The sequence below is a fragment of the Pseudomonas sp. MPC6 genome (assembly GCF_006094435.1).
Lineage (GTDB): Bacteria > Pseudomonadota > Gammaproteobacteria > Pseudomonadales > Pseudomonadaceae > Aquipseudomonas.
The window spans coordinates 4,655,862-4,681,426 of record NZ_CP034783.1 but is presented as its reverse complement, the minus strand read 5'-3'; the positions used below and the strand labels follow the sequence as shown (position 1 = coordinate 4,681,426).

Genomic DNA, 25,565 nt, shown 5'->3' with positions numbered 1-25,565 from the left:
TATCGCGTTCTAACTGAAGAACACGGTCAAATGTGGGAGCGGGCTTGCTCGCGAAGGGGGCCTCAAAACCACCCCCATGCTTCAGGTCAGACCTCGGCCTTGCGCCAAACCCCTTTCCCGCTCAACCGCTCCCGATCATGGGGCGCCGTGAAATCCTGCGCCGGCCCTTTCGGCACGATGCTGGTTGGATTGATGGTCTTGTGGCTGCCGTAGTAGTGATTCTTGATGTGCTCGAAGTTCACCGTCTCGGCAATCCCCGGCCACTGATAAATCTCCCGTAGCCAGTTCGACAGATTCGGATAATCGGCGATCCGCCGCAGGTTGCACTTGAAGTGCCCGTAATACACCGCGTCGAAGCGAATCATCGTGGTAAACAGCCGAATGTCGGCTTCAGTCAGGTACTCACCGGCCAGGTAACGATTGGCGCCCAGCAACTGCTCCAGCCGATCCAGCTCGGCAAACAACTCATCGAACGCCTCTTCATAAGCCGTCTGCGAGATGGCGAAGCCGGCGCGATACACACCATTGTTCACCGCCGGATAAATCCGCTCGTTCAACGCGTCGATCTCGCTGCGCAACGGCGCCGGATACAGGTCCAGATCATTGCCGGTCAAGTCATCAAACGCACTGTTGAACATGCGGATGATCTCCGCCGACTCATTGTTGACGATGCGCTGCTGGTGGTTGTCCCACAGCACCGGCACCGTGACGCGGCCGGTGTAGTCGGCGGTATCGGCGGTGTAGCGCTGGTGCATGAACTGGAAGTGATCGAGCTTGTCGCCAGTCGAACCCAGGTGCTGGTCGAAGGTCCAGCCGTTTTCCAACATCAGCCAGCTGACCACAGACACATCGATCAGGCTTTCCAGGCCTTTGAGTTGGCGCAGGATCAGCGTGCGGTGGGCCCACGGACAGGCGAGGGACACGTAGAGATGATAGCGACCGGCCTCGGCCGCAAAGCCGCCGATACCGCTCGGGCCCGGCTTGCCATCGGCGGTCACCCAGTTGCGACGCTGCGCCTGTTCACGCTGAAACGCGCCGTCCTTGCTGCTTTCGTACCACTGGTCCTGCCAGCGACCTTCGACTAACAAACCCATGTTCCAGACTCCTCAACCGATAAGCGTTGGAGAGGAGTCTATTCGCATAGGTTCGAACTAAAAGCGCAAAGGTTGGGCAGTTATGATCGGTTAAATCGATCTGTCCCGCGCGTCCCAATACTGCTGGGCGGTATCGAAGGCTTGTTCGCGGCTCTGGCCGAGGCCGCGCAAGGCCAAGGCCATGGTCGAGATCAGCGCCATCTGCGGGTAGCTGTCGACCACGTCGCCGCGCCAGACGGCTTTCAGATGCTCGGGATCGAGGCTGGCCGGTTTGACGTGACGCTGGGTCGACAGTTGCGGCCATTCCTCGTCCCAGCTCTCGCCACCGGTGGTGCCGTACAGGTGGCTGTCGGCATCCGGGTTGATCTCGATTTCGCCGCCGTCGCCTTTCACCACGATCGCGGTGTCGCCGAGCAAGCCGCTGGCGTCGCGATGCACCGCCTGGTAGCCGGGGTGGAAGATGCTTTGCAGGCCACAGCGAGCGCCCAACGGATTGAGGATCCGGGCCAGGGAGTGGATCGGCGAACGCAGGCCCAGGGTGTTGCGCAGGTCGATCATCCGCTGCAATTGCGGCGCCCAGTCCATCAGCGGCATGAACGCCAGGCCGCCGTTATCGAGTGCCGAACCGACTTGCTGCCAGTTGCGGCACAACGGGATCTGCAAGGTGTCGAGCAACTGTTCGCTGTACAGCCGGCCCGCCGTGTGCGCGCCACCACCGTGCATGAAGATCCGCACACCGTTCTGCGCCAGGCACTTGGCCGCCAGCAGGTACCACGGCAGATGACGTTTCTTGCCGGCATAGGTCGGCCAGTCCAGATCGACCTGCAACGCCGGTGCCTGCAAGCGTTCACGCAAGGCTTCGGTGAACCCGGCCATCTCCTGTGCGCTTTCTTCCTTGTGCCGCAGCAGCATCAGGAACGCGCCCAGCTGGGTGTCCTCGACCTTGTCGTCGAGCACCATGCCCATGGCTTCACGCGCTTCGACCCGGGTCAGGTCGCGGGCGCCACGCTTGCCTTTGCCGAGGATGCGCACGAACTGGGCGAACGGGTGCTCGGCGGGTGTTTCGAGGGTCAGCGCAGGATAGTCGGTCATAAACAATTCGTCGGTTTGGGCAGGCCCGCCAGTTTCGCGGCGAGTTTGGCAGGGGTGCCTTTGAACAGTCGGTTCAGGTGCAGGCTGTTGCCTTTTTCCGGGCCGAGCTTCAATGCGGTGTACTTGATCAGCGGGCGCGTGGCGGGGGACAGCTGGAACTCGCTGTAGAAACTGCGCAGCAATTCGAGGATCTCCCGGTGTTCGGGGCTCAGCTCGATGTCTTCGGCGGCGGCGAGGGCGCTGGCGACCTCAAGGGACCAGTCGCTCAGGTCGAGCAGAAAACCGTCCTTGTCCAGCTCGATGGCGCGAGCGCCCACGGTCAGGACATTCATAGCCAACTGTTGACCTTGTCATAGTGGATCGACAGTTCGACGAAGGCCGGGTAGTCGATGGCCTTGGCCCAGTCCGGCGTTTGCAGGTCGCGAGCCTGGGCGTCTTCGGCCAGCACAAACAGTTTCAGGCCGCGGCTGCCCAGGGTATTGAACGGCGCGGTGCCCGGTTGCAAGGCATAGGCCGCGTCGCCAGACAGCAGCAGCGCATCCGCGGCGCCGATCACGCGCAGGCAGCTGGTCAGGCGGTCGTCGCCGAACGGGGAATGAGACAACACGTGCAAAGTCGACATCAGAGGGTGATCACCTGGTGGTAACGGTCAATGAGTGCGCTGATTTCGCCGGCGGTCAGCACCTGGGCCTCTTCGAGCGATAACGCCCTGGGGTCCAGGCCGCGTTCGGCCGCGCTGTCGCCGCAGACGAACAGGTCTTCGACGCCGAACATCGGCAGCGCCTGCAGGTTGGCACTCAGGTCTTTTTGCTGCAGAGCCCTGGCGTCCTGGTTTGCGGCGAGCTGAAACACGCCGTCATCGAGAAACAGCAGGCCGATCGGCAAATCGAAAGCGCCGCCGGCCAGGACGATGTCCAGTGCTTCGCGCGCACTCGGCCCGGACCAGGGCGACTGACGGCTGATAATCAGCAAGGATCTGGGCATTTCACGCGCCTCCGAAACAGATCAGGCGGTCAGCGTCCTGCACCGCGTCATGCAACTGGCCCAGCCCGGACAATTCCCACGGCGCGGCCACGGCAACCGCTTCGCGCTGGTAGCGCCCGGCTTCTTCTGCGTTCAACACGCCACGGCGCAGGGCGGCGGCGATGCACACCACGCCATCGAGCTGATGTTCAGTGACGAAGTTGCGCCATTGTCTGGGCAAGTCCTGCTCATCCTGCGGCGTGACCACGCTGCCGGAGGCGTTGTAGACCCCGTCCTGGTAGAAAAACAGCCGGACAATCTCATGCCCGCCGGCCAGCGCAGCCTGGGCGAACAGCAAGGCACGGCGCGAGGAGGGCGCATGGGCGGCGGAAAACAGCGCGATGGCGAACTTCATGACGGACTCGATCAGCGAAACTGCGGCCATGATAAAGCTTTATCGGCGGGGCGGCGAAGGGGGTTTTTTTGAGACCGAGGCGTCCCCTTCGCTGGCAAGCCAGCTCCTACAGGGGATTTGTGCCGGACATATCATTGAAATCCACCACAGACCCCCTGTAGGAGCTGGCTTGCCAGCGAAAGCGGCCTGTCAGACAACATCAATACTGCAGGTAATCACCCACTCAGCGGGGCATATACCCCAACTGCCACCGCCGCGGAATCTTCAACGCCAGCAACCCGATCCCCCCCGCCAGCAACCCGCTGACAAACAGCGCCCTGAGCCCGAGATGATGCTCCAGCACCGCACCGAGCACCGCGCCGGCAAACATCCCGGCCCAGGGAATCAACTGCACCCGCCAGCCGTTGCGCCGTTCGCCGAGCATCCAGCGCCCCAGGCCGCGGCCGAAGCGCGACAGGGCGCCGGTGACGTAAGTCAGGCCGACCGGCAGGCCATTCACTTCCTCTACTGCGGCATTGAGCATGCCCATGGCGATGATCGCCGCCAGCAACGCCGGCAATTGTTCCTCATACGGCCAGGCAGCGGCACCGCAGAGCAGGGTGGCGATGCACAGCAGCAAGGGCAGCGCCCGCCGGCCGCCGAGACGGCTGACGACGATGCCCAGGGCGTTGCCGATGACGAACGTGGCCACGAGGATCGTCAGGCGCAGGGTCAGGCCCATGTCGCCGTCGCTGATGGCCACGGCGAGACGGGTGGTGTTGCCGCTCATGAACGAAACGAAGTCGCCGCTGGCCATGAAGCCGATGGCGTCTGTCATGCCGGCCAGTACCGAGAGTGCGGCCACCAGCGACAGGCCGATGCGTCCGCGCCATTTCTGGATATGCAGATGCCCCGGACTGGCGTGGGTGCTGGAGGTCGAAGGCAGCATCGTTAGATAAATCCTTGAGCGGCGAGGGTCACTGGCCTAAGCCATATAACTCGCAATACTCCAGCCAGTCCATACCGGCCATTTCGGCCACTTCCTTGTGCACTTCCATGCGCTGGGCCTGATAGTCCTCAGGCGTTGCGGCGGTCAACTGCAGGGTCAGTTCCCAGGCAAACAGCCCGAGACGCTCGGCTTCGGCCTCGAAGGCTTCGTGCAGGCGCTCGTCGCGGTACTGCGCCTGGGTCTCGCCTTTGGCCTGGGCCAGCAGCGGGTTGAGGTTGTCGAGTTCGGCGCGCAGTTCAGGGCGCTCATCGAGAAACCTCTTCAGTGCCTGCTCGTGTTGCTGTTCGCTTGCCGCCATGGTCGCTCCTTGAAAATGGATTACACAGACTGCTTCTTGCTGGCTTTAGCCGCTGCGGCCAGGCACTCGAGGGCAAACTGCTCGGGGTAGGTCATCTGGATCGGCGTGGTTTCACCTTTGACGGTACGTTCGCCGTCGAGGATGTAACGAATCCGCTTGTCGGTGACGCCGATGCGCTTGGCGATCCAGGAAGGCGTCTGACCGATCTGGCTGATCAGCTTGTCGGCGTATTCAGCGGTTGGTTTGTAGTATTCGGCGTTGGGTGTCATGGGTCGTTCCAGAAAAATGTGCGATGCAGCGTTAATGGCGCGACAGGGTGCGCGAATCGGCACCCGGTGTCGCGGTATAAATGAAGTAAAGCAGAACGATACGCCGTGCCACGGTGATACAGTCCGCTTTTTCTTGATGAGCGAACGCAATGCGAATTCTGATGGTGGCGCTGGCTGTAACCTTGCTGGCGGGATGTGCGGGCTCGGCAATGAACGATGCCCGCACTGGAACCCCGTACAAGACCCTGACCTCGAACAAGCCGGAGAAAGTCGTCGCCCAGTGCGTGCAGTTTTCCTGGCAGGACGAGGCGGTGTTCGGCGTCGATGCCAGTGCGTATCTGCAGCCGGGCAAGAAGGGCGGGTCCACGGTGTACACGCGCTCGGCGGAAGCCTTTGTCGACGTGACCACCGATGCCTCGGGAACACAGTTGAACTACTACGCGCAGAAGGATGACTTTGTCGCCAAGCGCCGGCTGGCGGCGTTGGCGACCTGCCTCTGACCTGACGGGCAACGCCCATTCCCTGTAGGAGCTGGCTTGCCAGCGAAGAGGCCATCACCGGCGACATCAACGTCGCCTGACACACCGCCGTCGCCAGCAAGCCGGCTCCTACAAGGGCTAAGCGAAGCGCTTCTGGAAAAAGTAGCGCTTGTGCCCCGGCGGATAGTCAGCGATCTGCCCCAACTCGCTGTAACCCAGCTTCCTGTAGAACGCCGGCGCCTGGAAGTCGAAGGTGTCGAGCCAGACCCCGATACAGGCCTTCTCCCGCGCCAGGTCTTCGGCCATCTGCATCAGCGTCGAACCGATGCCCTGTCCCCGGGCCTGTTCCGGTACCGACAGCAGGTCGATGTACAACCATTGGTAAAACACTCGACCGTGGAGCCCGCCAAGAATCTCGCCGCTTTCATCGCGCAGCAGCAAGGCAACGGGCTCTGGCGTCGAGACCCCGGCCTGTTGCGCGTTATAGGCGCGCAACGGCAACAGGATGGCCTGGCGCTCTTCATCCGTGGGGTTTTGCGACTGTTCGATTCGCAGTTTCATGAGCTATTTCCTTATGGCCGGGGCGGACAACATTCCCAAGCCTAGCGCGGCACGAGGTCGGTGTTCCAGTCCTTGGGTGGAACCCTCGTTCCCGCGCAGATGTCTAGCCTAGACAGCGTCATTCCAGAGCGCAGCCGATGAGGACAACCCGTGAATATTTTTGAAGCCTTGCGCGAAAGCCACGACCGCCAACGCGCCTACGCCGATGCGCTGGTCCGGACCAGCGGCGACACCCCGGAACGGGTCGAGGCCTACAAGCAGCTCAAGTCGGAACTCCAGGCCCACGAAACCGCTGAAGAGCGGCACTTCTACATCCCGCTGATGGAGTTCGACAACGGCGTCGACCTCAGCCGCCATGCGATCGCCGAGCATCACGAGATGGATGAAATGATGGAAGCGCTGGATGAGACCGAGATGTCCAGCCCGGCCTGGCTGGCGACCGCGAAGAAGCTGTGCGAAAAGGTGCATCACCACCTGAAGGAAGAAGAGCAGAAGTTTTTCCAGATGGCCGGCAAGCTACTCGACGACAAACAGAAAGAGACCCTGGCCGGACAATACGTGAAGGAGTACAAGGCCCAGCTTTCTTGAAGGCGTTTTCGTCTGACAGGGGCGCCTTCTGACGAAAAAGAACAGGTGTACACGATCTCCTGTAGGAGCTGGCTTGCCAGCGAAGGCGGCCTCAAGCCTTGTATCGGCCATGAAAACGCCTTCGCTGGCAAGCCCGCTCCTACAGAAATCAAAAGCCTTCCAGTCTTCCAGTCCCACCCCATTGCCCGCCCTCGAGCGTCAACAACCACTCCTTGGCCTCAAGCCCACCGGCAAACCCGGTGAGTTTTCCCGACGCGCCAATCACCCGATGACAGGGCGCCACAATCGAAATCGGGTTCCTGCCATTCGCCGCGCCCACGGCCCGCACCGCACTGGGGTTGCCGATCTGCTCGGCGATCTGGCGATAACTGCGAGTCTCGCCGAACGGAATGGTCAACAGCGCCGCCCACACCTTCTTCTGAAACGGCGTCCCGACAAAATCCAGCTCCAGCTCGAAACGATCGCGTGTGCCGGCGAAGTATTCCTTCAGCTGTCGTGCGGTGCGCACCAGGATCGGATTATCCGGATCCTCGCTCATCGGCCCCAGCAGAACTCGGTTCGGCTTGTCGTTTTCCCAGAGGATGGCCGCCAGTCGCGCACCGTTCGCCACCAGCTTCAGCTCGCCAACCGGCGACGCCATGGTCATGCAGGTGCAGGTCATGCAGACAGCCTCCGCGCAAGTGTCGATAAGGGGCCAAGCATACTGCCTCGACGGGGAGGCGCAATACGCAATCCCAGCCATACTTGCCTACTGTTCCTGACCGTTTCCTCTGTTTTTTTCGACAGAGCCAAAAAAACAAAAAGAGACCGACTCATGAAGTTCGAACCTTTTGCCAAATCGCTCATTGCGACCTCGTTGGCGCTGAGCTGCCTGATGGCCCACGCGGCCTCCGTGGCCCCGGTCGCGGCCGAAAACGGCATGGTGGTCACCGCCCAGCATCTGGCCAGCCATGTGGGCGTCGATGTGCTCAAGAATGGTGGCAACGCCGTCGATGCCGCGGTCGCGGTGGGGTATGCGCTGGCGGTGGTTTATCCCGCGGCGGGCAACCTGGGCGGCGGTGGATTCATGACCATTCAGCTGGCGGACGGGCGCAAGACCTTCCTCGATTTCCGTGAAAAAGCGCCGCTGGCGGCCACCGCCGACATGTACCTCGACAAGGAAGGCAACGTCGTCCCGGACCTCAGCACCCGCGGTCACCTGGCCGTCGGCGTGCCGGGCACCGTGTCCGGCATGGAACTGGCCCTGCAGAAGTACGGCACCAAACCGCGCAAAGAAGTGATCGCCCCGGCGATCAAGCTCGCCGAAGACGGTTTTGTGCTGGAGCAAGGCGATGTCGAATTGCTGGAATACGCCACTGACGTCTTCAAGAAGGACATGAAGGATTCCGGCTCGATCTTCCTGAGCAACGGCGAGCCGATGCAGGTCGGGCAGAAACTGGTGCAGAAGGACCTGGCGAAAACCCTGCGGGAAATCTCCGAGAAGGGGGCCGACGGTTTCTACAAAGGCTGGGTCGCCGACGCCATCGTCACCTCCAGCCAGGCCAACAAGGGCATCATCGCCCAGGCCGACCTCGACAAGTACAAGACCCGCGAACTGGCGCCGATCGAATGCGATTACCGCGGCTACCACGTGGTGTCGGCGCCACCGCCAAGCTCCGGCGGGGTGGTGATCTGCGAGATCATGAACATTCTCGAAGGCTACCCGATGAAAGACCTGGGCTACCACTCGGCCCAGGGCATGCACTACCAGATCGAAGCGATGCGCCACGCCTACGTGGATCGCAACAGCTACCTCGGCGACCCGGACTTCGTGAAAAACCCGATCGCCCATCTGCTGGATAAAAACTACGCGACCAAAATCCGCGCGGCGATCAATCCGCAAAAGGCCGGCGTGTCCCGCGAACTCAAACCCGGGGTAGCGCCCCACGAAGGCAGCAACACCACCCATTACTCCATCGTCGACAAATGGGGCAACGCGGTGTCGGTGACCTACACCCTCAACGACTGGTTCGGTGCCGGCGTCATGGCCAGCAAGACCGGAGTCATCCTTAACGACGAAATGGACGACTTCACCTCGAAAATCGGCGTGCCGAACATGTACGGCCTGGTGCAAGGGGAGGCCAACGCCATCGCGCCCGGCAAGGCACCGCTGTCGTCCATGAGCCCGACCATCGTCACCAAGGACGGCAAAGTGGTGATGGTCGTCGGCACTCCCGGCGGCAGCCGCATCATCACCGCGACCCTGCTGACCATGCTCAACGTGATCGACTACGGCATGAACATCCAGGAAGCGGTCGACGCTCCGCGTTTCCACCAGCAGTGGTTGCCGGAAGAGACCAACCTGGAAACCTTCACCACCAGCCCGGATACGGTGAAGATGCTGGAAAGTTGGGGCCACAAGTTTGCCGGTCCCCAGGACGCCAACCACCTGGCGGCGATCCTGGTCGGCGCGCCTTCGCTGGAGGGCAAGCCGGTAGGCAAGAACCGCTTCTACGGGGCGAACGATCCGCGGCGTAACACCGGGTTGTCGCTCGGTTACTGAGGGTCGTTTTAAAAGGGGGCCCTTTTTATAAGGGGACGTGTTTTACCGTCCCCTGAACCACTGAGATTTAAAGGAAGTCACCATGACCACTGCACTGCTGATCATCGACGTCCAACATTTGCTGTGCGTCGGCGAGTACGAATGCTTCGAGATCAAACGTGTCATCGATCTCATCAATGGCCTGAGCGCCAAGGCACGCGTAGCAGGCATTCCGGTCATCCTGATTCAACACGAAGAAAAGGGCAGCCTGCTGCAGCACGGTGGCGAAGGTTGGCAACTGGTCGAGGGCCTGGAAACATCACCCGAAGATCTGCGAGTACGAAAAACTGCCCGGGATTCTTTTTACCAGACCCGCCTGCTGCAAATCTTGCAACAGTGGGACGTCGAGCGCGTGATCATCTGCGGCCTGCAAACCGACTATTGCGTCAATGCCACCGTGCGCCAGGCCCTGAAACTGGGCTATGACGTGGTGCTCGCCGCCGACGCCCATTCCACCGTCGACACCGACAACATGGCCGCCGATGACATCATTGCCGAGCACAATACCCGCCTTGCACGCCTGAGCAGTCCGGTGTCGCGGATCGATGTGATCCCGACCAGGGAAATATGCATCAGGAACCGAAAGTCCCGATCAGCCCGGTCAGGAATGTACTGACCAGGTCCAGGGTTGAGTCGTTCGGTCGGGTAACGGAGGAAGGAGGGGGCAGGGGTGCGCAGGATCCGCCCGACCAAACGCCTGCAGAACGGCGGTGGCGGCTGGACGCGATGGGTGCGCCATGGCATGGTCGCATCCCAGGCCATTCAGCACGGGTATAGAGCGATGGAGGCGGGTGATGAGGTCGGCGTCGGGACGTCGATGGCAACGCTGAAGGCGTTCAATCAGTGTGTGCTTCACCTGGGGCGCCTGGCTCGGGATCGCGGTGCCTCCCAGTTCATTGCCGATGGCCTGCAGGCATTTGCCCGGTTGGTGCCCTTCGCGTCGGCATGGTGGGGCGAGATGTCGACGTCCGACGCCACTGCGCCCCCGCAAAGCTGGATGCACGGGCGAATCAATCTGCCCGAGTTGTTTGCCGTCGAATGGCACAAGGTCGCGGTCAGCGACAGGTTCTCCCATGACACGCTGAGCCAGCCCGGCGAGGTCGTGCGCGACAGCGGGTTCACCGACCCCTGCGAGCAAGTGAACGACTTCGCCCGGCGCCATGACCTCTACCACTTGATGTGCATCACGTTCGAGTTGCCCGAGAGCGGCTTGATGTTCTTCGTCTGCCTCTACCGTGGCCTTCAGGCACCGGTGTTCAACGACAGTGAGGCCGGTTTGTTTTCGGCCTTCTGCGATCACCTGTTGCAGCTGTGGCGATTTCAGGTCCAGGACATGATCCGGTTCGACACGGGCGACGGTGCAACCGACTTCGGCGTTGCGCGCATGGATGGCAGCCTGCTCTACGTGGGGGCCAGGCTCTGCGCCGCCATTCAGCGCGAGTTGCCCGGGTGGAGTGGTTCAATACTTCCTGCGCAAGTCATCGCGCAACTGCAAAAAGCGCCATGTGTGATGCGTCTCGGTCGTTGTGTGTTGACGCTGAGTCCTAACGCGGAGCATGTCATCCTGTCGCTCGAGACACAGTCGCGCGGGACGGTGCTGGCGCCGCGCGAGCGCACTGCTGCGATGCTATTCGCGGCGGGCCATTCCTATAAGGAAATTGCCAAGATCCTTGCCTTGAGCCCTGCGACAGTGCGCACTTATCTGCGCAACTGCTACTTGCAGCTCGGTGTGAAGAGCAAGGTGGAACTGGGTTCTGCCCTGCGTTCACCGACCTCGCCTACGGATGCAGTGCGTCGCGATTAACCCCCCGGAAAGCCCCGAAAGATCGGGGCTGATGCACGGTTCGGCGGCCGTTTTCGCTGAAACAGCTTTCTGAAAAACGGAAAGTTCAGACTGTATTCGCAGATCCTTCCTACATTAATTTTTTTCCCTCGCTGTTAACGTGCCCGCCAATTTCGCGTGCACAGACCATGGACGGTTTGGACATCGCGCTTCATTTCCTCTCTGCTTAAGGAAAAGCGTATGTTCCAGTCGGCCAATACGGCGCATTTTTCGTTGCACATCCCCACGGTTCGTAACGATTTCAACGTCCTCGCCTTTGACGGTGTCGAGGCCATCAGCGCCTTGTATGCGATCCACGTGGAACTGGTCAGCGAACACCCGGATTTCGATCTGGAGAGCCTGCTCGGCCAGCCCGCGTTTCTCCAGTTCGGTCTTGATGGCGAAGGCCTTCATGGCCGTATCGAAGACGTATTGGTGGGGGAGGCCGGCAAGCGCCTGACCCGTTATCACCTGACCCTGGTCCCGGCGTTGCACTACCTGCAATTCAGCCACAACCAGCGGATTTTCCAGCACCTGACCGTGCCGCAAATCATCGCTCAGGTGTTCAAGGGCCACGGCATTCAGGCCGATGCGTTTGCCTTCCATGTCAGCACCAGTCCCGAGCGCGAGTACTGCACGCAATACGGGGAAAGCGACTTCGAGTTCGTCCAGCGCCTGTGCGCCGAGGACGGCATCGCCTGGCATCATCAGCATTCGCCAGACGGTCATCTGCTGGTGTTCAGCGACGACCAGACCTGGTTCCCCAAACTGGGCGAAACCCCTTATCAGCAAGACTCCGGCATGGTGGCGGACAACCCGGTCGTCAGCCAGTTTTCCCTGCGTCTCAGCACCCGCACCAGCACGGTCACGCGCCGGGACTATGACCTGAAACGGCCGAGTCTGCTGCTGGAGAGCCGCTTCAGCGCCGAGTTCAGCCCTGAGCTGGAAGACTATCGTTACCCGGTGTTCATCAAGAACGAAAGCCGCGGCAAACAACTCGCTCGCCAAGCCTTGGAGCGGCACCGTGCCGATTACCGGTTGGCCGAGGGCAAGAGTGATCAACCCGCGCTGCGCAGCGGTTACTTCTTCGACTTGACCGAACACCCGCGCAAAACCTGCAACGATTTGTGGTTGCTGGTAAGCCTTCATCACGTTGGGCGACAACCTCAATCACTGGAAGAGGCCATCACCAGCGACGTCAAACCTGAAGACGACTTTACCCAAGGCTATCGCAACAGTTTCAGCGCCATTCCCTGGGACGTGTTTTATCGGCCACCGATACCTGCACAAAGACCGGCGCTGGTCAGCCAGACCGCCCGGGTCACCGGGCCTGCCGGCGAAGAGATTTATTGTGATGAGCATGGCCGTGTCCGGGTCGAGCTACCTTGGGATCGGGCCGAACTCAACAGCGAAAAAAGCAGCTGCTGGCTGCGGGTTTCATCCAGTTGGGCGGGAGAAAACTTTGGCGCGGTGACCATCCCGCGCATCGGCATGGAAGTCGTCGTCACCTACCTGGAAGGTGATCCCGACCAACCGTTGATCACCGGGTGTGTGGTCAACAAAGTCAACTCCGCAGCGCATCCATTGCCCGAGCACAAAACCAAAACCGTCTTGCGCAGCCACAGCTCCCCGCACACCGGGGGTTACAACGAGCTGTCGCTGGACGACCGCGCCGGGCAGGAACAAATCTACTTGCGGGCGCAGCGCGATATCGAGCAACTGATCCTCAACGATAGCGACACCAAAATTGGCAATGACCGTCGCGAACAGATCACTCGCGACAGCCACAGCCTGATCAGCAACGACCGTTTCGAACAGGTGGACCACCACAGCGCCAGCCTGATCAAGGGCGACGAGTTGCACACCACCCAAGGCGTGCGCAACACCGTGATCGGCGGCGATGAACTGATCACCATCACCGGCAACAGCAGCACGACGGCAGGCGGCACCTTGGTGATCCAGGCCGGTGCGCAGGCCCACGTCACCGCGGCCAACGTGGTGATCGATGCGGGGATGAGCCTGACGCTCAAGGCCGGCGGTCACTACATCGTGATCAATTCGGGCGGAATTTTCAGCAGTGTGGCCATTGTCCAGGGTGGGGCTCCGGTGCCCGGAGTGCCTGTGCAGCCCGCGCTGTCATTGGTTCCGGTGGCTGCGCAGGCCCTGATTGCGCCATCCCTGGGTACGCAAAAACTGGCATTGACTCAGGCAGCACAACAGGCAGCACCGATCTGTGCCGTGTGTCAAAAACTGGCGGAGATGACGGCATGAGTCAGGCTTACCTGCTGTTGGATCGCGCCCAGATTGAACGTCTGCCCGAGCGTCTGTTCGAGCTGGGGGGTACAACGTTTCAATCGCTCTATCAGACAACCGTCTATGGCCCATTGGAGGAAGTCGGGCCGGTACTGGTGCCTGTTTCCCCTGATAGCCCGCTGGCGCATACCTTTTTTCGGGACTGGAGCGCGACGTGTGGTGTCTGGCTGGAGTCAGAGGAGCAAGAAGCTGTAGTGCTTGAGCATTTACGTAGCCTGATTCACGTTCGTGTCGACGGGGGTGTCACGGTCTTGTTCCGTTACCACGACCCTCGTATCGCGGCATTGTGGTTAGTGCAGTTACCCGCCTGCGAGCGTGATCGCTTGATGGGGCCTGTACGACTGATCCGTCTACCGGAACTGGATATTCATCAGCAAACCCCCGATCAACCGGCTGCACAGTATGCGGATCGACCCTGGTTATTGTTATCCCCGGAACAACTGGAGCACCTGAGCACCGCCCAACGACAGCGCTTCGCCCAAAGGTTGATCGAACATTGCCAGCAGTATTTTCCTGACTGCCTGCAAGGGCTGGATGCCTCTGCACTGCAACAGTGGGCGTCTCAGTGCCAGCACCGTGCCGGGCGTCACGGTTACGGCGCCATCGATGAAGTCCTGCTCTGGGCCCGCTTCCACGCGGAGCTGGGCCCTGACTTTCCCGATGCGCCGGCTCACGTCGCTTACCGGAGCATGTTGGCCGAGCCCGGGGTATCGCCCGAGCAACGCCTGGATAACCTGAATGCCGAACTGACGCGTCAGCAGCTCACCGACAAGGAGTCCTGCGTATGAGCGCAGAAAAACTGGCAATGATCGACCGAGCCGCTCAGGCCGAACTCGCCGCCAAGGCTCAGCCTCATATCGACATCAACAGCCCGATGGCGCTGTGCCCAGCCCGCCAATCCGAGCTGTTCGTGGTCCCCGTGCGCTATGCCTTGGCGGAAGAAAAGGCCGACAATCCGTGCTGCATTCCCGGCGTGAACACGCAAAGCCGTCCGATGGCGGCGCGTCGCTTGCGGGCCGGATTTGTTTATCTGTGGCAGGACAAAGGCCCCCTCAAACGCTATGCCGTTTCGCCGACGGGTCTGCTCAGAGAGCAAGCGCTCGATGCCGATTCGACCTTGGTGCTCGACGGCACATTGACCGGCCTGGCGCTGGAAAAAATCCATGACGCGTGGATGCTCTACAGCGAGTTCCCATTGAACCCCGAGCACTGCCAATCGCTGAGCGACAGCAGCGCCAAACGCGGTGCGCACATGCGCCATGTGGCCTTGCGCACCGTGGCCAACGAACTGCAAGCCGAGCATTGCCCGTCGCTGGAAAAAGCCGCCGAGGTCATGGCCGAACTCATCCCCGGCACCTTCGCCCAGGCCATGAAAGCTGACCGGCGATGGAGTGCTGAGGATACCGGCGCGCTGGGCGAAACCGTGATGAAAGACCCGACCCCGGTCAACATCAAGGCCTACACCGACGCCATGCACCGCGGGCGCGTGCGTGAGAAAGCCATCGCCCAATACCCCGGCGCCTGCGACCAGCCGCCAGGCGAGTGGAGCGCCGAACCCTGGGACGGTCAGGGCACTCAGGAGTGGTTGGACAGCGCCAAGGCACACGCCAAGGACCTTTTTTCCGTTTTTGCCTGCCTCGATGACGATCTGGGCGTGCTGCGTGACATCAATCACGAGCAGGAAGGGGTCGAGGCGGGTCACGAAAAGTGGCTAGGTGATAACAACCTGCGCCTGAGCATCGGCGGGTTCGTGCGCAGCCTGATCAGTGAAGATGGCGCCGAACTGGCCGGGTCCATCAGCTACCGCTACAAGGATCGCGACATCAGCCTCACGCCCGAACAGGGCCAAGTCATGCTCGACACCCAGCATCGGCTGGATGAGGAACTCAAGGCCGAAACCCGGGCCCGTCAATACGGTGGCCAGCCCACTCAGGCCGAAGTTGCCGCCCGCGATGCGCGTATAGCGGCCATCGTCGCGCCGGTACGAGCCTTTATTCCGGCGGACTTGTACAACGAAGTGGAATTCGTCGTCCGCGAATACCGCGCCGAAAAGCACGCCAACCTCAACAACCATCTCTTCAGTGCCAAGGTCGGCGAGTACATCGACCTCGAGGCGATGAATACCTGGTTCGCGCAGACCGCAGCGGCGCACTACCAACAGATCGAGCAGCGTCACACCGCGTTGTTCGCCGACCGGGGCGTGTACCTCAAGCGCTCCGTCAGCGGCACCTGGTTTGTCGATTACGCCGACCTGGACACTCGCCATTGGCTGACCGAACTGGCCACCGGCTGCCTGACCGCCCAATGCCTGCGCGCCCAGGGCGCCGAGCAATACGCCGATTACGTGCGAGCCCCCGACGGCGGCGCCCTGAAACAACTGTTCAACGCCTGGACCCCGTCAATCGATACGGCGGTCAACAGCACCTCTCGCCTTGGCGAGTTGATGGCCGCCCTGGCCTCGGACAACATCAGCGCCACCCATCAGGCCTTGGCACCCTTGAACGCCGTGGTTCTGGAAGACATCGCGGCCATGGCCCGCGACGCGAGCAGCCAATGGAGTGTGCTGGTCAACCGGCTGGCGGCTTCGTTGTTGTTGCTCCAGGGTGACGGCACCTTCAGCCGCTCCTGGATGGGCGTCTTTGTCGCCGCGCGTTTGGGCAGCAATACGCGTTTGCAGTTCGTCACCGAGGCCGGCCGCCAGGTGTGGAAGTTAATGGGGCAACAGGCCGAAGCGCTGGGCGACTGGGCGAAGGCGACCGGGAAGGCCATTGGTGCGGGGCGTGTGGCACAGATTGTTAATTCGCCAGTGGTGGCCAATAGCGGCGGGGTGGTGCCGTTGGCGGCGTTGCTGTTGAACGTGCTGAATGCGCATAACTATTTGAGTCAGGCCGGGGTGTTGGAGGGGATGGACAGCCGGCGGGTGAATGACACGGTTTCGGCGACGTTGTATGCGGCGGTGGCGTTGGTGGCGGTGGTTGATAATCAGGTACGGAAGGGGTTTGGGGTCAAAGAAATGTCCGTACGGCTGCCTGATGGCAGGATCGGAAGCGCACCTACACTTACGCTGTTTGGTGGGGTGATTGGCGGATTGTCGGCCGGTGCGGCATTCGCAGAGTTCAATTCCCTCCAAACACAACTCGAGAGCGCCCAAAACCGAATCGATCCGTGGCTGAGGATGCGCCAGAGCGTAGTCGGTGGACAAATAGCGGCCTTCGGCGCCCAAGCGATGTTAGGGTTGAGCTACACCGCCCGCGCCTTGGCAGGCTCAATAACCGTCGAAGTCGCCATCTCGCGTTACATGCTGTACATGGGACCGTTGAACTGGCTCATTCTCGTGCTGGGCGTGCTGCACCTGATCACCGCGCTCTTGAAGCAAACCCCGCTGCAAAACTTCCTGAACTTCTGCTGCTGGTCAAAAGCGCGGGCGATCGATCTGGCGCCTATCGCGCCCAAAGCCCAACAGGACGAACTCGACCGGCTGTACTTCATCCTGTATGCACCCCGGGTCAGCATGCAAAGCAGCTCAGTGCTGGGCAGTAGCAATGGCCCATCCGGACTTGCTTCCGTCAGTTCGATTAATGCCCTGACCATCGATTTGCCTGGCGCAGAGCCCGGCAGTGCTTACCTGGAACTGAGCATGCTCGGTGATCCCGTGGATACCCTGGGTTACCGCGATCTGATCAAAAACAGCCCGATCAACAACTACAAGCCACCTCGTCCTTGGCGAGACATGACGCCTCACTGGTTATCCAGCAGCGTCTGTCAGTGGATACCGTTCAAGGAGGGACAGGGCTTACGTTTGAGCGGCCCCTTCAAAGAGCTCGAAAACGTATTGAGGACAAAACCCAGCACTGTTTCGCTGCGGTTGCGATATCGCACGCCATTGACCGCGATGCTTGGCGCTCGCACCTTTATCGGCGGTGAACGAGGACTTGCCTTTACCTTGAATGACACCACCGGCGTGATAGAACTGCGGGCCGACCCGACACCGCAACTGGATCGTGCACCGAACTACCCGCTCGGCGAGGACCACCCCGGCGCTATTTACCTGCAACCCAAGGACAAACGATGAGCACGCCACCGGCAGGCACCACAGAAAAGCGGATGCTTTCGCGCAATGACTATTTGGCGCCTTTGCCCATCCCTACGGGGAGAAAACCTTCAGACGTGCTCAACACCATTTGGCGCAAAAACGAGGTATTTCTCGATATTGGCAACTACAGCATCGGTTCGGCGGTGATGACAATGTGGCCGACGCTGATGGTGTTTTTAGCCATGTCTTTTTTTACTCGAAATCTCGACTCTGATTTCAGCCAAGGTGTTTTGATATTAGGGGCAGTTATTTTAGGCGTTCCGACGCTGATTTTGATCCAAGGCCTCTTTCGCGAAGTCCCTTTACCGGTACGCTTCAATCGCCAGCGCCGAGAAGTCTGCGTCCCCCGCGACGACGGCGAGTACTGGATCGTCCCCTGGGAAACCGTGATGGCAGCCGCCACCCAGCAGTCGTCGGTCAGCCAGGCCGGTAAAGCCACGATGGGTTTACTGATCATTGGTTTCGAAAACCCGGACCCGCAGGCCAAGGAAGAAAACAAGCATTTTTCGTTAGGCTTCAACTGTGGCGGCGGCACCACGGCGATGGCGTTGTGGGAGTGCATGCGCAGTTATATGGAGATAGGCCCGGAGGTTCTGCCAGTCACAAATGATTTTGAGGGCGGACGAGAAAAGCTGCGCGGCAGAAACGTCTTTTGGGGCATCTGCTGTGAATATGTAGATGGCATCAGGCAATACCTGATAGCGCAAGAAATTGGCAAAGCATTGTGGCTGGTCATTGCGGCCGTACTTCTAGGTGCTCCACTGGCCATGATGTTGGAAGCCTGGAAGTTATCACCGCCGCCCGATTTGCCCTATCCCGAAATCACCGAATGGTCCAAACCCTTGCCCCCTGAGCAGTGGGCCAAACGCTCCCCGGAACTGGAAGACGCCATCGCCAAACGCAACGCTGAACTGGCCATGCAGGCAGAGCGAGAGTTGGCTTGACGACGAATACTCAAGGCTGTCCGACCTGATCAAAAACAGCCCGATCCACCGCTACAAAGCCCCGCGCCCCTGGCGCGACATGACGCCTCATGGGTTGTCCAGCAGCCTCTGTCAGTGGATACCGCACCAGGAAGGTCAGGGCTTGCGCCTGAGTGGCCCCTTCAAAGAGCTGGCCAACGTCGTGGGCACAACACCCAGCACTGTTTCACTGCGCTTGCGTTATCGCACGCCATTGACCGCGATGCTCGGCGCTCGCACCTTCATCGGCGGTGAACGAGGACTTGCCTTTACCCTGAATGACACCACCGGCGTGATAGCGCTGTGGGCCGACCCGACACCGCAACTGGATCGTGTACCGAACTACCCGCTCGGCGAGGACCATCCCGGCGCCATTTACCTGCAACCCAAGGACAAACGATGAGCACGCCCCCGGCAGGCACCACGAAAAAACGGATGCTTTCGCGCCACGATTATTTGGCGCCGTTGCCCATCCCTACGGGGAGAAAACCCTCCGATGTGCTCAACACCATCTGGCGCAAGAACGAGGTGTTTCTCGATGTTGGCAGCTACAGCATCGGTTCCGCGGTGATGACGATGTGGCCGTCGTTGATGGTGGTTTTAGCCATGTCTTTTTTTACTCGAAATCTCGACTCTGATTTCAGCCAAGGTATTTTGATATTAGGGGCAGTTATTTTGGGCGTTCCGACGCTGATTTTGATCCAAGGCCTCTTTCGCGAAGTCCCTTTACCGGTACGCTTCAACCGCCAACGCCGAGAAGTCTGCGTCCCCCGCGACGACGGCGAGTACTGGATCGTCCCGTGGGAAACCGTGACGGCGGCCGCCACCCAGCAGTCGTCGGTCAGCCAGGCCGGTAAAGCCACGATGGGTTTACTGATCATCGGTTTCGAAAACCCGGACCCGCAGGCCAAGGAAGAAAACAAGCATTTTTCGCTGGGCTTCAACTGTGGAGGCGGCACCACGGCGATGGCGTTGTGGGAGTGCATGCGCAGTTACATGGAGATTGGGGCGGAGGCTGTCCCTGAAAGTCGAGTAGGCGTTGCACCTTATGAAGAAACGCAAATTGGTTCGATCATCACCGACTTGCGCAAGGGCAACTTGTTAGGCGTTTTATGGGGAATATTTTGCATTACGATTTTGGGGACGTATTTGGCAGAGAAACTTCAGGATTTGAAGCTTTCTCATCCGCCAGACCTGTCCTATCCCGACATCATCGAATGGTCCAAACCCTTGCCCCCCGAGCAGTCGGCCAAACGCTCCCCGGAACTTGAAGAAGCCATAGCAAAACGCAACGCTGAACTGGCTGCGCAGGCGGAACCAATGTTACTTATGGAACAGTCATAGAGTTTGTAATGACCCAACTTCCCTCACTACCAATCCCCGGACACGGCGAACTACCCGATTACGACGTATGCCTCCCGGCAAACCTGCGCCCCGAAGCCGATCGGTTGATCCGCTATCTGCACGAATTGCCGCATCGGCGAGTGAAGTACTGCCCGTGGTGTGGCAATACCAACGTGACCCTTCATAACAATCGTGGCCGACAACGACTCCCGCGCTACTACTGCGGTTCCTGTCGCAAGAGCTGCAACAGTTTGAGCGATTCCCCCTTTGCAAACATGCACCGGATGGACCTGTGGTCGACGTTTGCGGTGTACCTGCTGGCCGGTTGGTCCAGCGTCCAGATCGCGCCTCGTTTGGGCATAACAACAAGGTCTACTTCAGCTGGGGGCAGGCGGTCCGGGAGGTGATGGCTGAGGAGTGCCCTGAGTTGCATCAGTGGTGGACGACACGCCATTACCGGGAAAACCTGCAACCGCCCCAGCACATCGCGGCGCAACAGCAAGCAGTCATCACCTGGATCGAGACGATGCTGAATGCACAGCACGCGACGTGCCCAAGGTGTGGGGGAACGCGGACCTATCGAATTAAAGGCATTCGCCCGAAGTTCAAGTGCGATCCCTGCGTGACCTGCTTTTCCATTCTGTCCGGGACACCGCTGGTTGGGATGATCCGGCCTGAACTCTGGGTCGATTTCCTGAAAGGGGTGATGGATGGCCAAAGTATCCAGGACCTTAAGCGGCGCTCAGGGTTGGGCATGGGCGGCAGTACACGCTGGCGTGAGCAGTTTTTGTTGCTTATCGATCAACTGGGGCACTTTGAACTGTTGCAATGGATCACCTGGATGCGCAGTCGTCGTAACAATCAAGCGGTCAGCTTTGTGCGCCAGGGTGGTTATCTGGACAAGGCAACGCGCTCCATTTATCCGCAAGGAACGCGAAAGGGCAAGTTTGTTTCCCGAAAGTAGGCGCTGCGAAGGCTGAGATCTTTTGACTTTTTGCATGTCCGCCTTCGCATGCCGCCGATTTGGGTGCCCACCAGTTGAAACAATTTGCCTTACCCCCCTCATTTGTAGAGGTCCATCCGACCGCCGTGCTCTATAGGGTATGCCCTGCATATCAGGGGTTTGCACGGCAGTCTGTTCGGGCTCTTCTAAAACTATAAAAACAGAGGTGAGGCAGTTGAAATTGTCCAGGCTATTTATCGCCATTGCCACGACCACAGCCGTTTCCGGCATGGCGCTGGTGGGGTGTCAGACCCAGGGTTCGACCGGCGCCGACATGGTGCTGCGCAACGGTTATGTCTACACCGTCGACGGTAAGAACTCGGTGCAGCAGGCGATCGCCGTCGCGGGCGGAAAAATCGTTTATGTGGGCAGTGATGCAGGGGTTTCTTCGTACATCGGCAAGCAGACACAGCTGATCGATCTGGCCGGCCGCATGCTGATGCCGGGCTTCATCGATGCACACATGCATCCGGGGGATGGCGGTCGCGCCATGACCTTGTGCGACCTGAAATACCAGACGATGACCCGCAAGGTGTTCCAGCAGACCATTCAGGCGTGCCTGGATGCGGACCAGGGCAAAGGCCCCGATGTCTGGCTGGAAGTGGGCAGCTGGGATCGCATGGGCATGGACGGACTGGACGGCGACCCCGACAAATCGACGCTGGACGCGCTCAAGACCAGCCGCCCGATCCAGGTCCGCTCCACTGACTTCCATACCGTGTTGACCAACTCTCGCGGCCTGGAAGTGGCTGGCATCAACAAGCACACGGCCAATCCCGGGGACGGCAAATATGTGCGCGACAGCGCCGGCAATCCGACCGGCATCTGCGAAGACGGCGCTGCCGATGCCATGGCCGCCGTGGTGCCGCCCGCCACCGACGCCGAGAAGCTCAACCAGACCCGCGCCGCGCTCGACGCCATGCGCCAGCAAGGCATCACCACGTTCTTCGATGCCCTGTCCGGACCGGAAAATGGCAAGGCGTTCACCACGTTGCAACAGTCGGGCGAGCTGACCGCCCGGGCCTTGCTGGCGATCAAACTGGACCCTGCGGCCGCCGCAGCCGACCCGGCGAAAACCATCGCCGAGGCCAAGGCCTTGGCCGATACCTACGACCAGGGTGAAGCCAAGGCCGCGCCCGGTGTGAGCATGCGCCACGTCAAGTTGTTCATGGACGGCATCATCAACGCGCCGGCCGACACCGGCGCAATGTTGGCGCCGTACCTGCGCAATGCCGGCACCGGCACGACGCCGAAGTGGACCCCCGGCAAGAACGCCGGTGAGCTTTACTTCCCGTCGCAAGTGCTCAATCCGCTGCTGCTGCAAGCCGTGCAGGCCGGCCTCGATCCGCACCTTCACGCCACCGGAGACCGGGCGGTGCGAGATTCGCTGAACGGCATCGAATACGTGCGCCGGCAATTGCCTGGCAATGGCTTTCGCCCGGCCATTACTCACAACGAGTCGGTGGACCCTGCCGACTACGCGCGCTTCAAGGCGCTCGACGTGAGCGCCAACATGTCCTTCCAGTGGGCCCAGCAGGCGCCCTCTACGGTCGACGGTACCAACGAGCATCTGGGGCCGGCGCGGTTTGCCCGCATGGAACCCTCCGGCAGCATCGCCCGTGCCGGCGGCCGTGTGGCGTATGGCAGCGACTGGCCCGTCGACCCGCTCGACGAATTCCTGGCGCTGAAGATCGGTGTCACCCGCTCAGGCGATCCGCTGAACCCGCACAGCTACGGCCCCGAATATGCGGGCAGGTTGAATGCCGCCCCGGCCCTGTCGCGAAACGAAGTACTGCGCAGTATCACCCTGAACGCCGCCGAGCAGCTGAAACTGGAGGCGGTCGTCGGCTCGGTCGAAGTCGGCAAGTTCGCCGACCTGATCGTCCTGGACCAGAACTTCATGCAGGTTCCCGAGGAGGCCCTGGCGCGAAATCAAGTGCTGCTGACGGTCGTGGGCGGCAAGGTCGTGTGGGCCAAGGCGCCTTTCGTTGGCCTTGATCCGCAGGTGTTGTCCCAGGCATCCGCTTCCCGCTCAGCCCAATAAAAACAAGAGAGAATTCCGATGCAACGATTCATTCCCACTCTGTTGGCCGCAGCCCTGGCTTTGTCCTCGGTACCGGCGATGGCCGCCGCTGACCTGGTGTTGTTCAACGGCAAGGTATTCACCGCCGAACCCGGTCAGGGACTGGTCCAGGCAGTGGCCGTGCAAGACGGCAAGATTCTCAAGACGGGCACCGATGCCCAGATCAACGCCCTGGCCGATGCTCGCACGCAACGTATCGATCTGGCGGGCAAGGTGCTGATGCCGGGCATGATCGATACCCACAGTCACCCGGTGGTGGCGGCCTTCGACAGCATGGGCGCGAACCTGCTGGATGAAGTCAAGCCGTTGCCCGAGCTTGAACAGTGGATCATCGAACAGGATCAGGCGGGCATTGCGCGGGCCGGTGACGTGATCAGCATTGCCGGGGTGAGTTCGGCCTATTGGGACAAAAGCCGTGAGCTCGGCCAGCGTTTCAATCAAGGGCGTTGGGCGGAGCAACCGGTGGTCCTCAGCGGGATCGACGGGCATACCGGATGGGCCAACAACGCCATGCTCAAGCGCCTGAAGATCGACGCGGCACTGGTAAAAGGCCTGTCGGAACAGGATCGCAGCTTCGTCGGGCACGACGCGGATTTCACCCCCAATGGCTATTTCGCCGAGTCGCGCTGGGACCAGGTCCGCAGCCAGATCCCCGCGCCCAGCGCCGAGATCATGTTGAAAGCCGCCCGCGAGGCGGTGAAGGTCAACAATCAATATGGCGTGACCGCCTGGATGGACGCGGCGGCGAATGCCGGCAGCGGCGATTCGCTGTTCGATTTCCAGGCCACCGAGCACAGTTACGGGGTGCTGCCGCTGTACCGCGAACTGGCACAGAAGGGTGAACTCAGCGCCCACGTGGCCGCGCTGTTGCTGGCCAACCCGAAAAGCCGACCAGCCGACCTGGAAGTGCTGGCCAAGGTGATGAAGGAATTTCAGGGCGTCCCCAACCTGAGCTTTCCCGGAATCAAGGTCTTCGCCGACGGCGTTCTCGAGTTTCCAGGGCAGACGGCAGCGGTCATCGTGCCCTTCAACAACAGCCAGAAAAACGGTCAACTGCTGATCGACCCGGCGCACTTCGGTGAATTGGTGGTGGCGGCGGAGAAGCGTGACTGGATCGTGCACATGCATGCGGTCGGCGACCGCGCGGTCCGTGAGTCACTCAATGGTTTTGCCTACGCACGCACACTCAACCCGACCCCGGTGGCCCATAGCATCAGCCACCTGCAACTGGTCAACCCCAAAGAGTTCGCGCGCTTCAAGGAGTTGGGTGTGATCGCCTCCATGCAGTTGCTGTGGGCCACCGGCGAGAGTTACACCGTCGAACTGGTCAAACCCTATATCAGCGCGTTTGCCTACGGTTACCAGTACCCCGCCAGGTCCCTGCATAACGCCGGTGCCGTTATCGCCGGCGGCAGTGACTGGCCGGTGTCCAGCCCCAACCCGTGGAACGCCATCGCCCAGGCCAGCACGCGCAAAGGGCCGCTGGGCGTGCTCAATGCCAAGGAAAGCATCGATCGCCAGAGCATGTTCTACGCCTACACCTTGAATGCCGCCAAAGCCCTGCGCCTGGAGCAGCAGATCGGCTCGCTGGCGCCTGGCAAACAGGCTGACCTGATCATTCTCGACCGCGATGTGTTCAAGGTCAGCGATGACGAACTGTTCGACACCAAAGTCCTGAAGACCTTTTTCGCCGGTAAAGAGGTTTACGCGCCCGCGTCCTGACGAACACCCCAACCGCAGCACCGGAAAAAATGACCGGCTCCTCGTACGGCGAGGGGCTCGGCCTCGCCGTGCCCGACATTCCCCGCACCCTCCATAACAATAAGAGATTCGTATGAACGCACGCTCAGTCTTCGCCCTGGCCAGTCTGGTATTGGCCCCCTTGACCACCCATGCACTGACCCTCGATGACGACTTCAACCTGGACATGACACTGGGGGTATTCAGCGACTACCGCACTCGTGGCATTTCGCAAACCCTGGGCGATCCGGCGGTTCAGGCCGGCGCCACGCTGGTGCACAGCAGCGGCCTGTACGTGGGCGCCTGGACCTCGAATGTCGATTTCGGCGGCGAGTTCAAGACCCGGCAGGAACTCGAGTACTACGCCGGCTACTACTGGCAGGCGACCGAGGCCATCAGCCTCGACCTGGGCTACATCAAGTACGACTATCCCAAGGAAGGCCAATTCAACCTCAGTGAAATCTACGCCATCCTGGACCTGTATGGCGTGAAGCTCGGCGCCCACTACTCGAACGATACGCCGAACGTCTTTGGCGAAGACCAGGACACCCTTTACACCTACCTCAGCTATCAGTTCGCCTTGCCGGCCGAGCTGGGCCTGAACGTGCGCGTGGGGCGTGGCGATGTCAAAGACCCGGCCTACTGGACCACCAACGGCGACAGCCGCGAGGCCTATTACGAGTGGGAAGCCAAGTTGAGCCGTGACTTCGTGGGCGTGACCTGGGGCCTCAGCTACATCGATACCGACCTGTCGAAAAGCGAATGCGCGGGTTGGTATGGCTACGACGATCTGTGCACGGCGACGGTGGTCGCCAGTGCCAGCAAGACGTTCTAAGCCTGCAAGCCCACCCAATAAAAACAAGCTCCGCAAAGGAAA

26 protein-coding genes are annotated in these 25,565 nt (G+C 60.7%); 15 read left to right on the top strand and 11 right to left on the bottom strand.

The window, feature by feature from the left end:
• Positions 1–86: 86 nt before the first annotated feature.
• From ELQ88_RS23715 to ELQ88_RS23675, 9 genes are all read right to left on the bottom strand, one after another.
• On the bottom strand, positions 87–1,094 hold the full coding sequence (locus ELQ88_RS23715; protein WP_138968176.1) for a glutathione S-transferase family protein: 1,008 nt from the start codon (positions 1,092–1,094) through the stop codon (positions 87–89).
• A gap of 90 nt (positions 1,095–1,184) precedes the next feature.
• Complete coding sequence (locus tag ELQ88_RS23710) at positions 1,185–2,186, bottom strand: glycosyl transferase family protein (RefSeq protein ID WP_128871294.1); 1,002 nt, start codon at positions 2,184–2,186, stop codon at positions 1,185–1,187.
• Positions 2,183–2,518 (bottom strand): TusE/DsrC/DsvC family sulfur relay protein, encoded by a 336-nt coding sequence (locus ELQ88_RS23705; RefSeq protein WP_138968174.1) that lies wholly within the window; start codon positions 2,516–2,518, stop codon positions 2,183–2,185. The genes ELQ88_RS23710 and ELQ88_RS23705 overlap by 4 nt, the downstream gene beginning before the upstream one ends.
• A complete protein-coding gene (gene tusB, locus ELQ88_RS23700) occupies positions 2,515–2,808 on the bottom strand; it encodes a sulfurtransferase complex subunit TusB (protein ID WP_128871293.1) in 294 nt (97 codons plus the stop codon). Before tusB ends, ELQ88_RS23705 begins: the two co-directional genes overlap by 4 nt.
• Positions 2,808–3,170 carry a sulfurtransferase complex subunit TusC gene (gene tusC / locus ELQ88_RS23695; protein WP_128871292.1) on the bottom strand — a complete coding sequence of 121 codons (363 nt, stop codon included), beginning with the start codon at positions 3,168–3,170 and terminating at the stop codon, positions 2,808–2,810. Before tusC ends, tusB begins: the two co-directional genes overlap by 1 nt.
• Position 3,171: 1 nt before the next feature.
• Positions 3,172–3,564: a sulfurtransferase complex subunit TusD gene (gene tusD, locus ELQ88_RS23690; RefSeq protein WP_128871329.1), complete on the bottom strand. Its 393-nt coding sequence runs from the start codon at positions 3,562–3,564 to the stop codon at positions 3,172–3,174.
• Positions 3,565–3,787: 223 nt separating this feature from the next.
• On the bottom strand, positions 3,788–4,492 hold the full coding sequence (locus tag ELQ88_RS23685; protein WP_138968172.1) for a YoaK family protein: 705 nt from the start codon (positions 4,490–4,492) through the stop codon (positions 3,788–3,790).
• A gap of 28 nt (positions 4,493–4,520) precedes the next feature.
• Complete coding sequence (locus ELQ88_RS23680; protein WP_138968170.1) at positions 4,521–4,850, bottom strand: DUF6388 family protein; 330 nt, start codon at positions 4,848–4,850, stop codon at positions 4,521–4,523.
• A gap of 20 nt (positions 4,851–4,870) precedes the next feature.
• Positions 4,871–5,119 carry a hypothetical protein gene (locus ELQ88_RS23675; RefSeq protein WP_128871290.1) on the bottom strand — a complete coding sequence of 83 codons (249 nt, stop codon included), beginning with the start codon at positions 5,117–5,119 and terminating at the stop codon, positions 4,871–4,873.
• 149 nt (positions 5,120–5,268) lie between these two features.
• On the opposite strand from ELQ88_RS23675, the gene ELQ88_RS23665 reads away from it, so the two are divergent.
• Entirely contained in the window at positions 5,269–5,619 is a 351-nt protein-coding gene (locus tag ELQ88_RS23665; RefSeq protein WP_064678715.1) for a hypothetical protein, read from the top strand.
• A gap of 117 nt (positions 5,620–5,736) precedes the next feature.
• On the opposite strand, the gene ELQ88_RS23660 is transcribed toward ELQ88_RS23665, so the two are convergent.
• Entirely contained in the window at positions 5,737–6,159 is a 423-nt protein-coding gene (locus tag ELQ88_RS23660; protein ID WP_128871288.1) for a GNAT family N-acetyltransferase, read from the bottom strand.
• A gap of 150 nt (positions 6,160–6,309) precedes the next feature.
• Here ELQ88_RS23660 and ELQ88_RS23655 point away from each other — a divergent pair, with 150 nt between their 5' ends.
• Positions 6,310–6,747: a hemerythrin domain-containing protein gene (locus ELQ88_RS23655; protein ID WP_128871287.1), complete on the top strand. Its 438-nt coding sequence runs from the start codon at positions 6,310–6,312 to the stop codon at positions 6,745–6,747.
• 148 nt (positions 6,748–6,895) lie between these two features.
• Here the strand turns inward: ELQ88_RS23655 and ELQ88_RS23650 are convergent, their stop codons facing one another.
• Complete coding sequence (locus ELQ88_RS23650) at positions 6,896–7,408, bottom strand: methylated-DNA--[protein]-cysteine S-methyltransferase (protein ID WP_128869694.1); 513 nt, start codon at positions 7,406–7,408, stop codon at positions 6,896–6,898.
• Positions 7,409–7,561: 153 nt separating this feature from the next.
• Between ELQ88_RS23650 and ggt the strand changes: the two genes are divergently transcribed.
• From ggt to ELQ88_RS23580, 13 genes are all read left to right on the top strand, one after another.
• Positions 7,562–9,289, top strand: a complete 1,728-nt coding sequence (gene ggt / locus ELQ88_RS23645; protein WP_138968168.1) for a gamma-glutamyltransferase — start codon at positions 7,562–7,564, stop codon at positions 9,287–9,289.
• 82 nt (positions 9,290–9,371) lie between these two features.
• On the top strand, positions 9,372–9,944 hold the full coding sequence (locus ELQ88_RS23640; RefSeq protein WP_128869696.1) for a cysteine hydrolase family protein: 573 nt from the start codon (positions 9,372–9,374) through the stop codon (positions 9,942–9,944).
• A 165-nt stretch (positions 9,945–10,109) separates the two neighbouring features.
• Positions 10,110–11,132 (top strand): helix-turn-helix transcriptional regulator, encoded by a 1,023-nt coding sequence (locus ELQ88_RS23635; protein WP_138969573.1) that lies wholly within the window; start codon positions 10,110–10,112, stop codon positions 11,130–11,132.
• Between the two features lie 219 nt (positions 11,133–11,351).
• Positions 11,352–13,421 (top strand): type VI secretion system tip protein VgrG, encoded by a 2,070-nt coding sequence (tssI, locus tag ELQ88_RS23630; RefSeq protein ID WP_138968166.1) that lies wholly within the window; start codon positions 11,352–11,354, stop codon positions 13,419–13,421.
• Positions 13,418–14,251 carry a DUF4123 domain-containing protein gene (locus ELQ88_RS23625; RefSeq protein WP_138968164.1) on the top strand — a complete coding sequence of 278 codons (834 nt, stop codon included), beginning with the start codon at positions 13,418–13,420 and terminating at the stop codon, positions 14,249–14,251. Before tssI ends, ELQ88_RS23625 begins: the two co-directional genes overlap by 4 nt.
• Positions 14,248–17,535: a toxin VasX gene (locus tag ELQ88_RS23620; protein WP_228761559.1), complete on the top strand. Its 3,288-nt coding sequence runs from the start codon at positions 14,248–14,250 to the stop codon at positions 17,533–17,535. Before ELQ88_RS23625 ends, ELQ88_RS23620 begins: the two co-directional genes overlap by 4 nt.
• On the top strand, positions 17,532–18,500 hold the full coding sequence (locus ELQ88_RS23610; protein ID WP_138968162.1) for a hypothetical protein: 969 nt from the start codon (positions 17,532–17,534) through the stop codon (positions 18,498–18,500). Before ELQ88_RS23620 ends, ELQ88_RS23610 begins: the two co-directional genes overlap by 4 nt.
• 79 nt (positions 18,501–18,579) lie before the next feature.
• Entirely contained in the window at positions 18,580–18,921 is a 342-nt protein-coding gene (locus ELQ88_RS23605; protein WP_138968160.1) for a hypothetical protein, read from the top strand.
• Positions 18,918–19,862, top strand: a complete 945-nt coding sequence (locus ELQ88_RS23600) for a hypothetical protein (protein WP_138968158.1) — start codon at positions 18,918–18,920, stop codon at positions 19,860–19,862. Before ELQ88_RS23605 ends, ELQ88_RS23600 begins: the two co-directional genes overlap by 4 nt.
• Positions 19,863–20,154: 292 nt before the next feature.
• Complete coding sequence (locus ELQ88_RS23595) at positions 20,155–20,826, top strand: transposase (protein ID WP_138968156.1); 672 nt, start codon at positions 20,155–20,157, stop codon at positions 20,824–20,826.
• A 214-nt stretch (positions 20,827–21,040) separates the two neighbouring features.
• On the top strand, positions 21,041–22,909 hold the full coding sequence (locus ELQ88_RS23590; protein WP_138968154.1) for an amidohydrolase: 1,869 nt from the start codon (positions 21,041–21,043) through the stop codon (positions 22,907–22,909).
• An 18-nt stretch (positions 22,910–22,927) separates the two neighbouring features.
• Positions 22,928–24,670, top strand: a complete 1,743-nt coding sequence (locus ELQ88_RS23585) for an amidohydrolase (protein WP_138968152.1) — start codon at positions 22,928–22,930, stop codon at positions 24,668–24,670.
• A gap of 112 nt (positions 24,671–24,782) precedes the next feature.
• A complete protein-coding gene (locus ELQ88_RS23580; protein ID WP_138968150.1) occupies positions 24,783–25,523 on the top strand; it encodes a TorF family putative porin in 741 nt (246 codons plus the stop codon).
• Positions 25,524–25,565 lie beyond the last annotated feature (42 nt).

Bases quoted from the DNA above. Each gene is read 5' to 3' on its own strand.
- ELQ88_RS23715 (WP_138968176.1), bottom strand. From the start codon at position 1,094: ATGGGTTTGTTAGTCGAAGGTCGCTGGCAGGACCAGTGGTACGAAAGC.
- ELQ88_RS23710 (WP_128871294.1), bottom strand. From the start codon at position 2,186: ATGACCGACTATCCTGCGCTGACCCTCGAAACACCCGCCGAGCACCCG.
- ELQ88_RS23705 (WP_138968174.1), bottom strand. From the start codon at position 2,518: ATGAATGTCCTGACCGTGGGCGCTCGCGCCATCGAGCTGGACAAGGAC.
- tusB (WP_128871293.1), bottom strand. From the start codon at position 2,808: ATGTCGACTTTGCACGTGTTGTCTCATTCCCCGTTCGGCGACGACCGC.
- tusC (WP_128871292.1), bottom strand. From the start codon at position 3,170: ATGCCCAGATCCTTGCTGATTATCAGCCGTCAGTCGCCCTGGTCCGGG.
- tusD (WP_128871329.1), bottom strand. From the start codon at position 3,564: ATGAAGTTCGCCATCGCGCTGTTTTCCGCCGCCCATGCGCCCTCCTCG.
- ELQ88_RS23685 (WP_138968172.1), bottom strand. From the start codon at position 4,492: ATGCTGCCTTCGACCTCCAGCACCCACGCCAGTCCGGGGCATCTGCAT.
- ELQ88_RS23680 (WP_138968170.1), bottom strand. From the start codon at position 4,850: ATGGCGGCAAGCGAACAGCAACACGAGCAGGCACTGAAGAGGTTTCTC.
- ELQ88_RS23675 (WP_128871290.1), bottom strand. From the start codon at position 5,119: ATGACACCCAACGCCGAATACTACAAACCAACCGCTGAATACGCCGAC.
- ELQ88_RS23665 (WP_064678715.1), top strand. From the start codon at position 5,269: ATGCGAATTCTGATGGTGGCGCTGGCTGTAACCTTGCTGGCGGGATGT.
- ELQ88_RS23660 (WP_128871288.1), bottom strand. From the start codon at position 6,159: ATGAAACTGCGAATCGAACAGTCGCAAAACCCCACGGATGAAGAGCGC.
- ELQ88_RS23650 (WP_128869694.1), bottom strand. From the start codon at position 7,408: ATGACCTGCACCTGCATGACCATGGCGTCGCCGGTTGGCGAGCTGAAG.
- ggt (WP_138968168.1), top strand. From the start codon at position 7,562: ATGAAGTTCGAACCTTTTGCCAAATCGCTCATTGCGACCTCGTTGGCG.
- ELQ88_RS23640 (WP_128869696.1), top strand. From the start codon at position 9,372: ATGACCACTGCACTGCTGATCATCGACGTCCAACATTTGCTGTGCGTC.
- ELQ88_RS23635 (WP_138969573.1), top strand. From the start codon at position 10,110: ATGGAGGCGGGTGATGAGGTCGGCGTCGGGACGTCGATGGCAACGCTG.
- tssI (WP_138968166.1), top strand. From the start codon at position 11,352: ATGTTCCAGTCGGCCAATACGGCGCATTTTTCGTTGCACATCCCCACG.
- ELQ88_RS23625 (WP_138968164.1), top strand. From the start codon at position 13,418: ATGAGTCAGGCTTACCTGCTGTTGGATCGCGCCCAGATTGAACGTCTG.
- ELQ88_RS23620 (WP_228761559.1), top strand. From the start codon at position 14,248: ATGAGCGCAGAAAAACTGGCAATGATCGACCGAGCCGCTCAGGCCGAA.
- ELQ88_RS23610 (WP_138968162.1), top strand. From the start codon at position 17,532: ATGAGCACGCCACCGGCAGGCACCACAGAAAAGCGGATGCTTTCGCGC.
- ELQ88_RS23605 (WP_138968160.1), top strand. From the start codon at position 18,580: ATGACGCCTCATGGGTTGTCCAGCAGCCTCTGTCAGTGGATACCGCAC.
- ELQ88_RS23600 (WP_138968158.1), top strand. From the start codon at position 18,918: ATGAGCACGCCCCCGGCAGGCACCACGAAAAAACGGATGCTTTCGCGC.
- ELQ88_RS23585 (WP_138968152.1), top strand. From the start codon at position 22,928: ATGCAACGATTCATTCCCACTCTGTTGGCCGCAGCCCTGGCTTTGTCC.
- ELQ88_RS23580 (WP_138968150.1), top strand. From the start codon at position 24,783: ATGAACGCACGCTCAGTCTTCGCCCTGGCCAGTCTGGTATTGGCCCCC.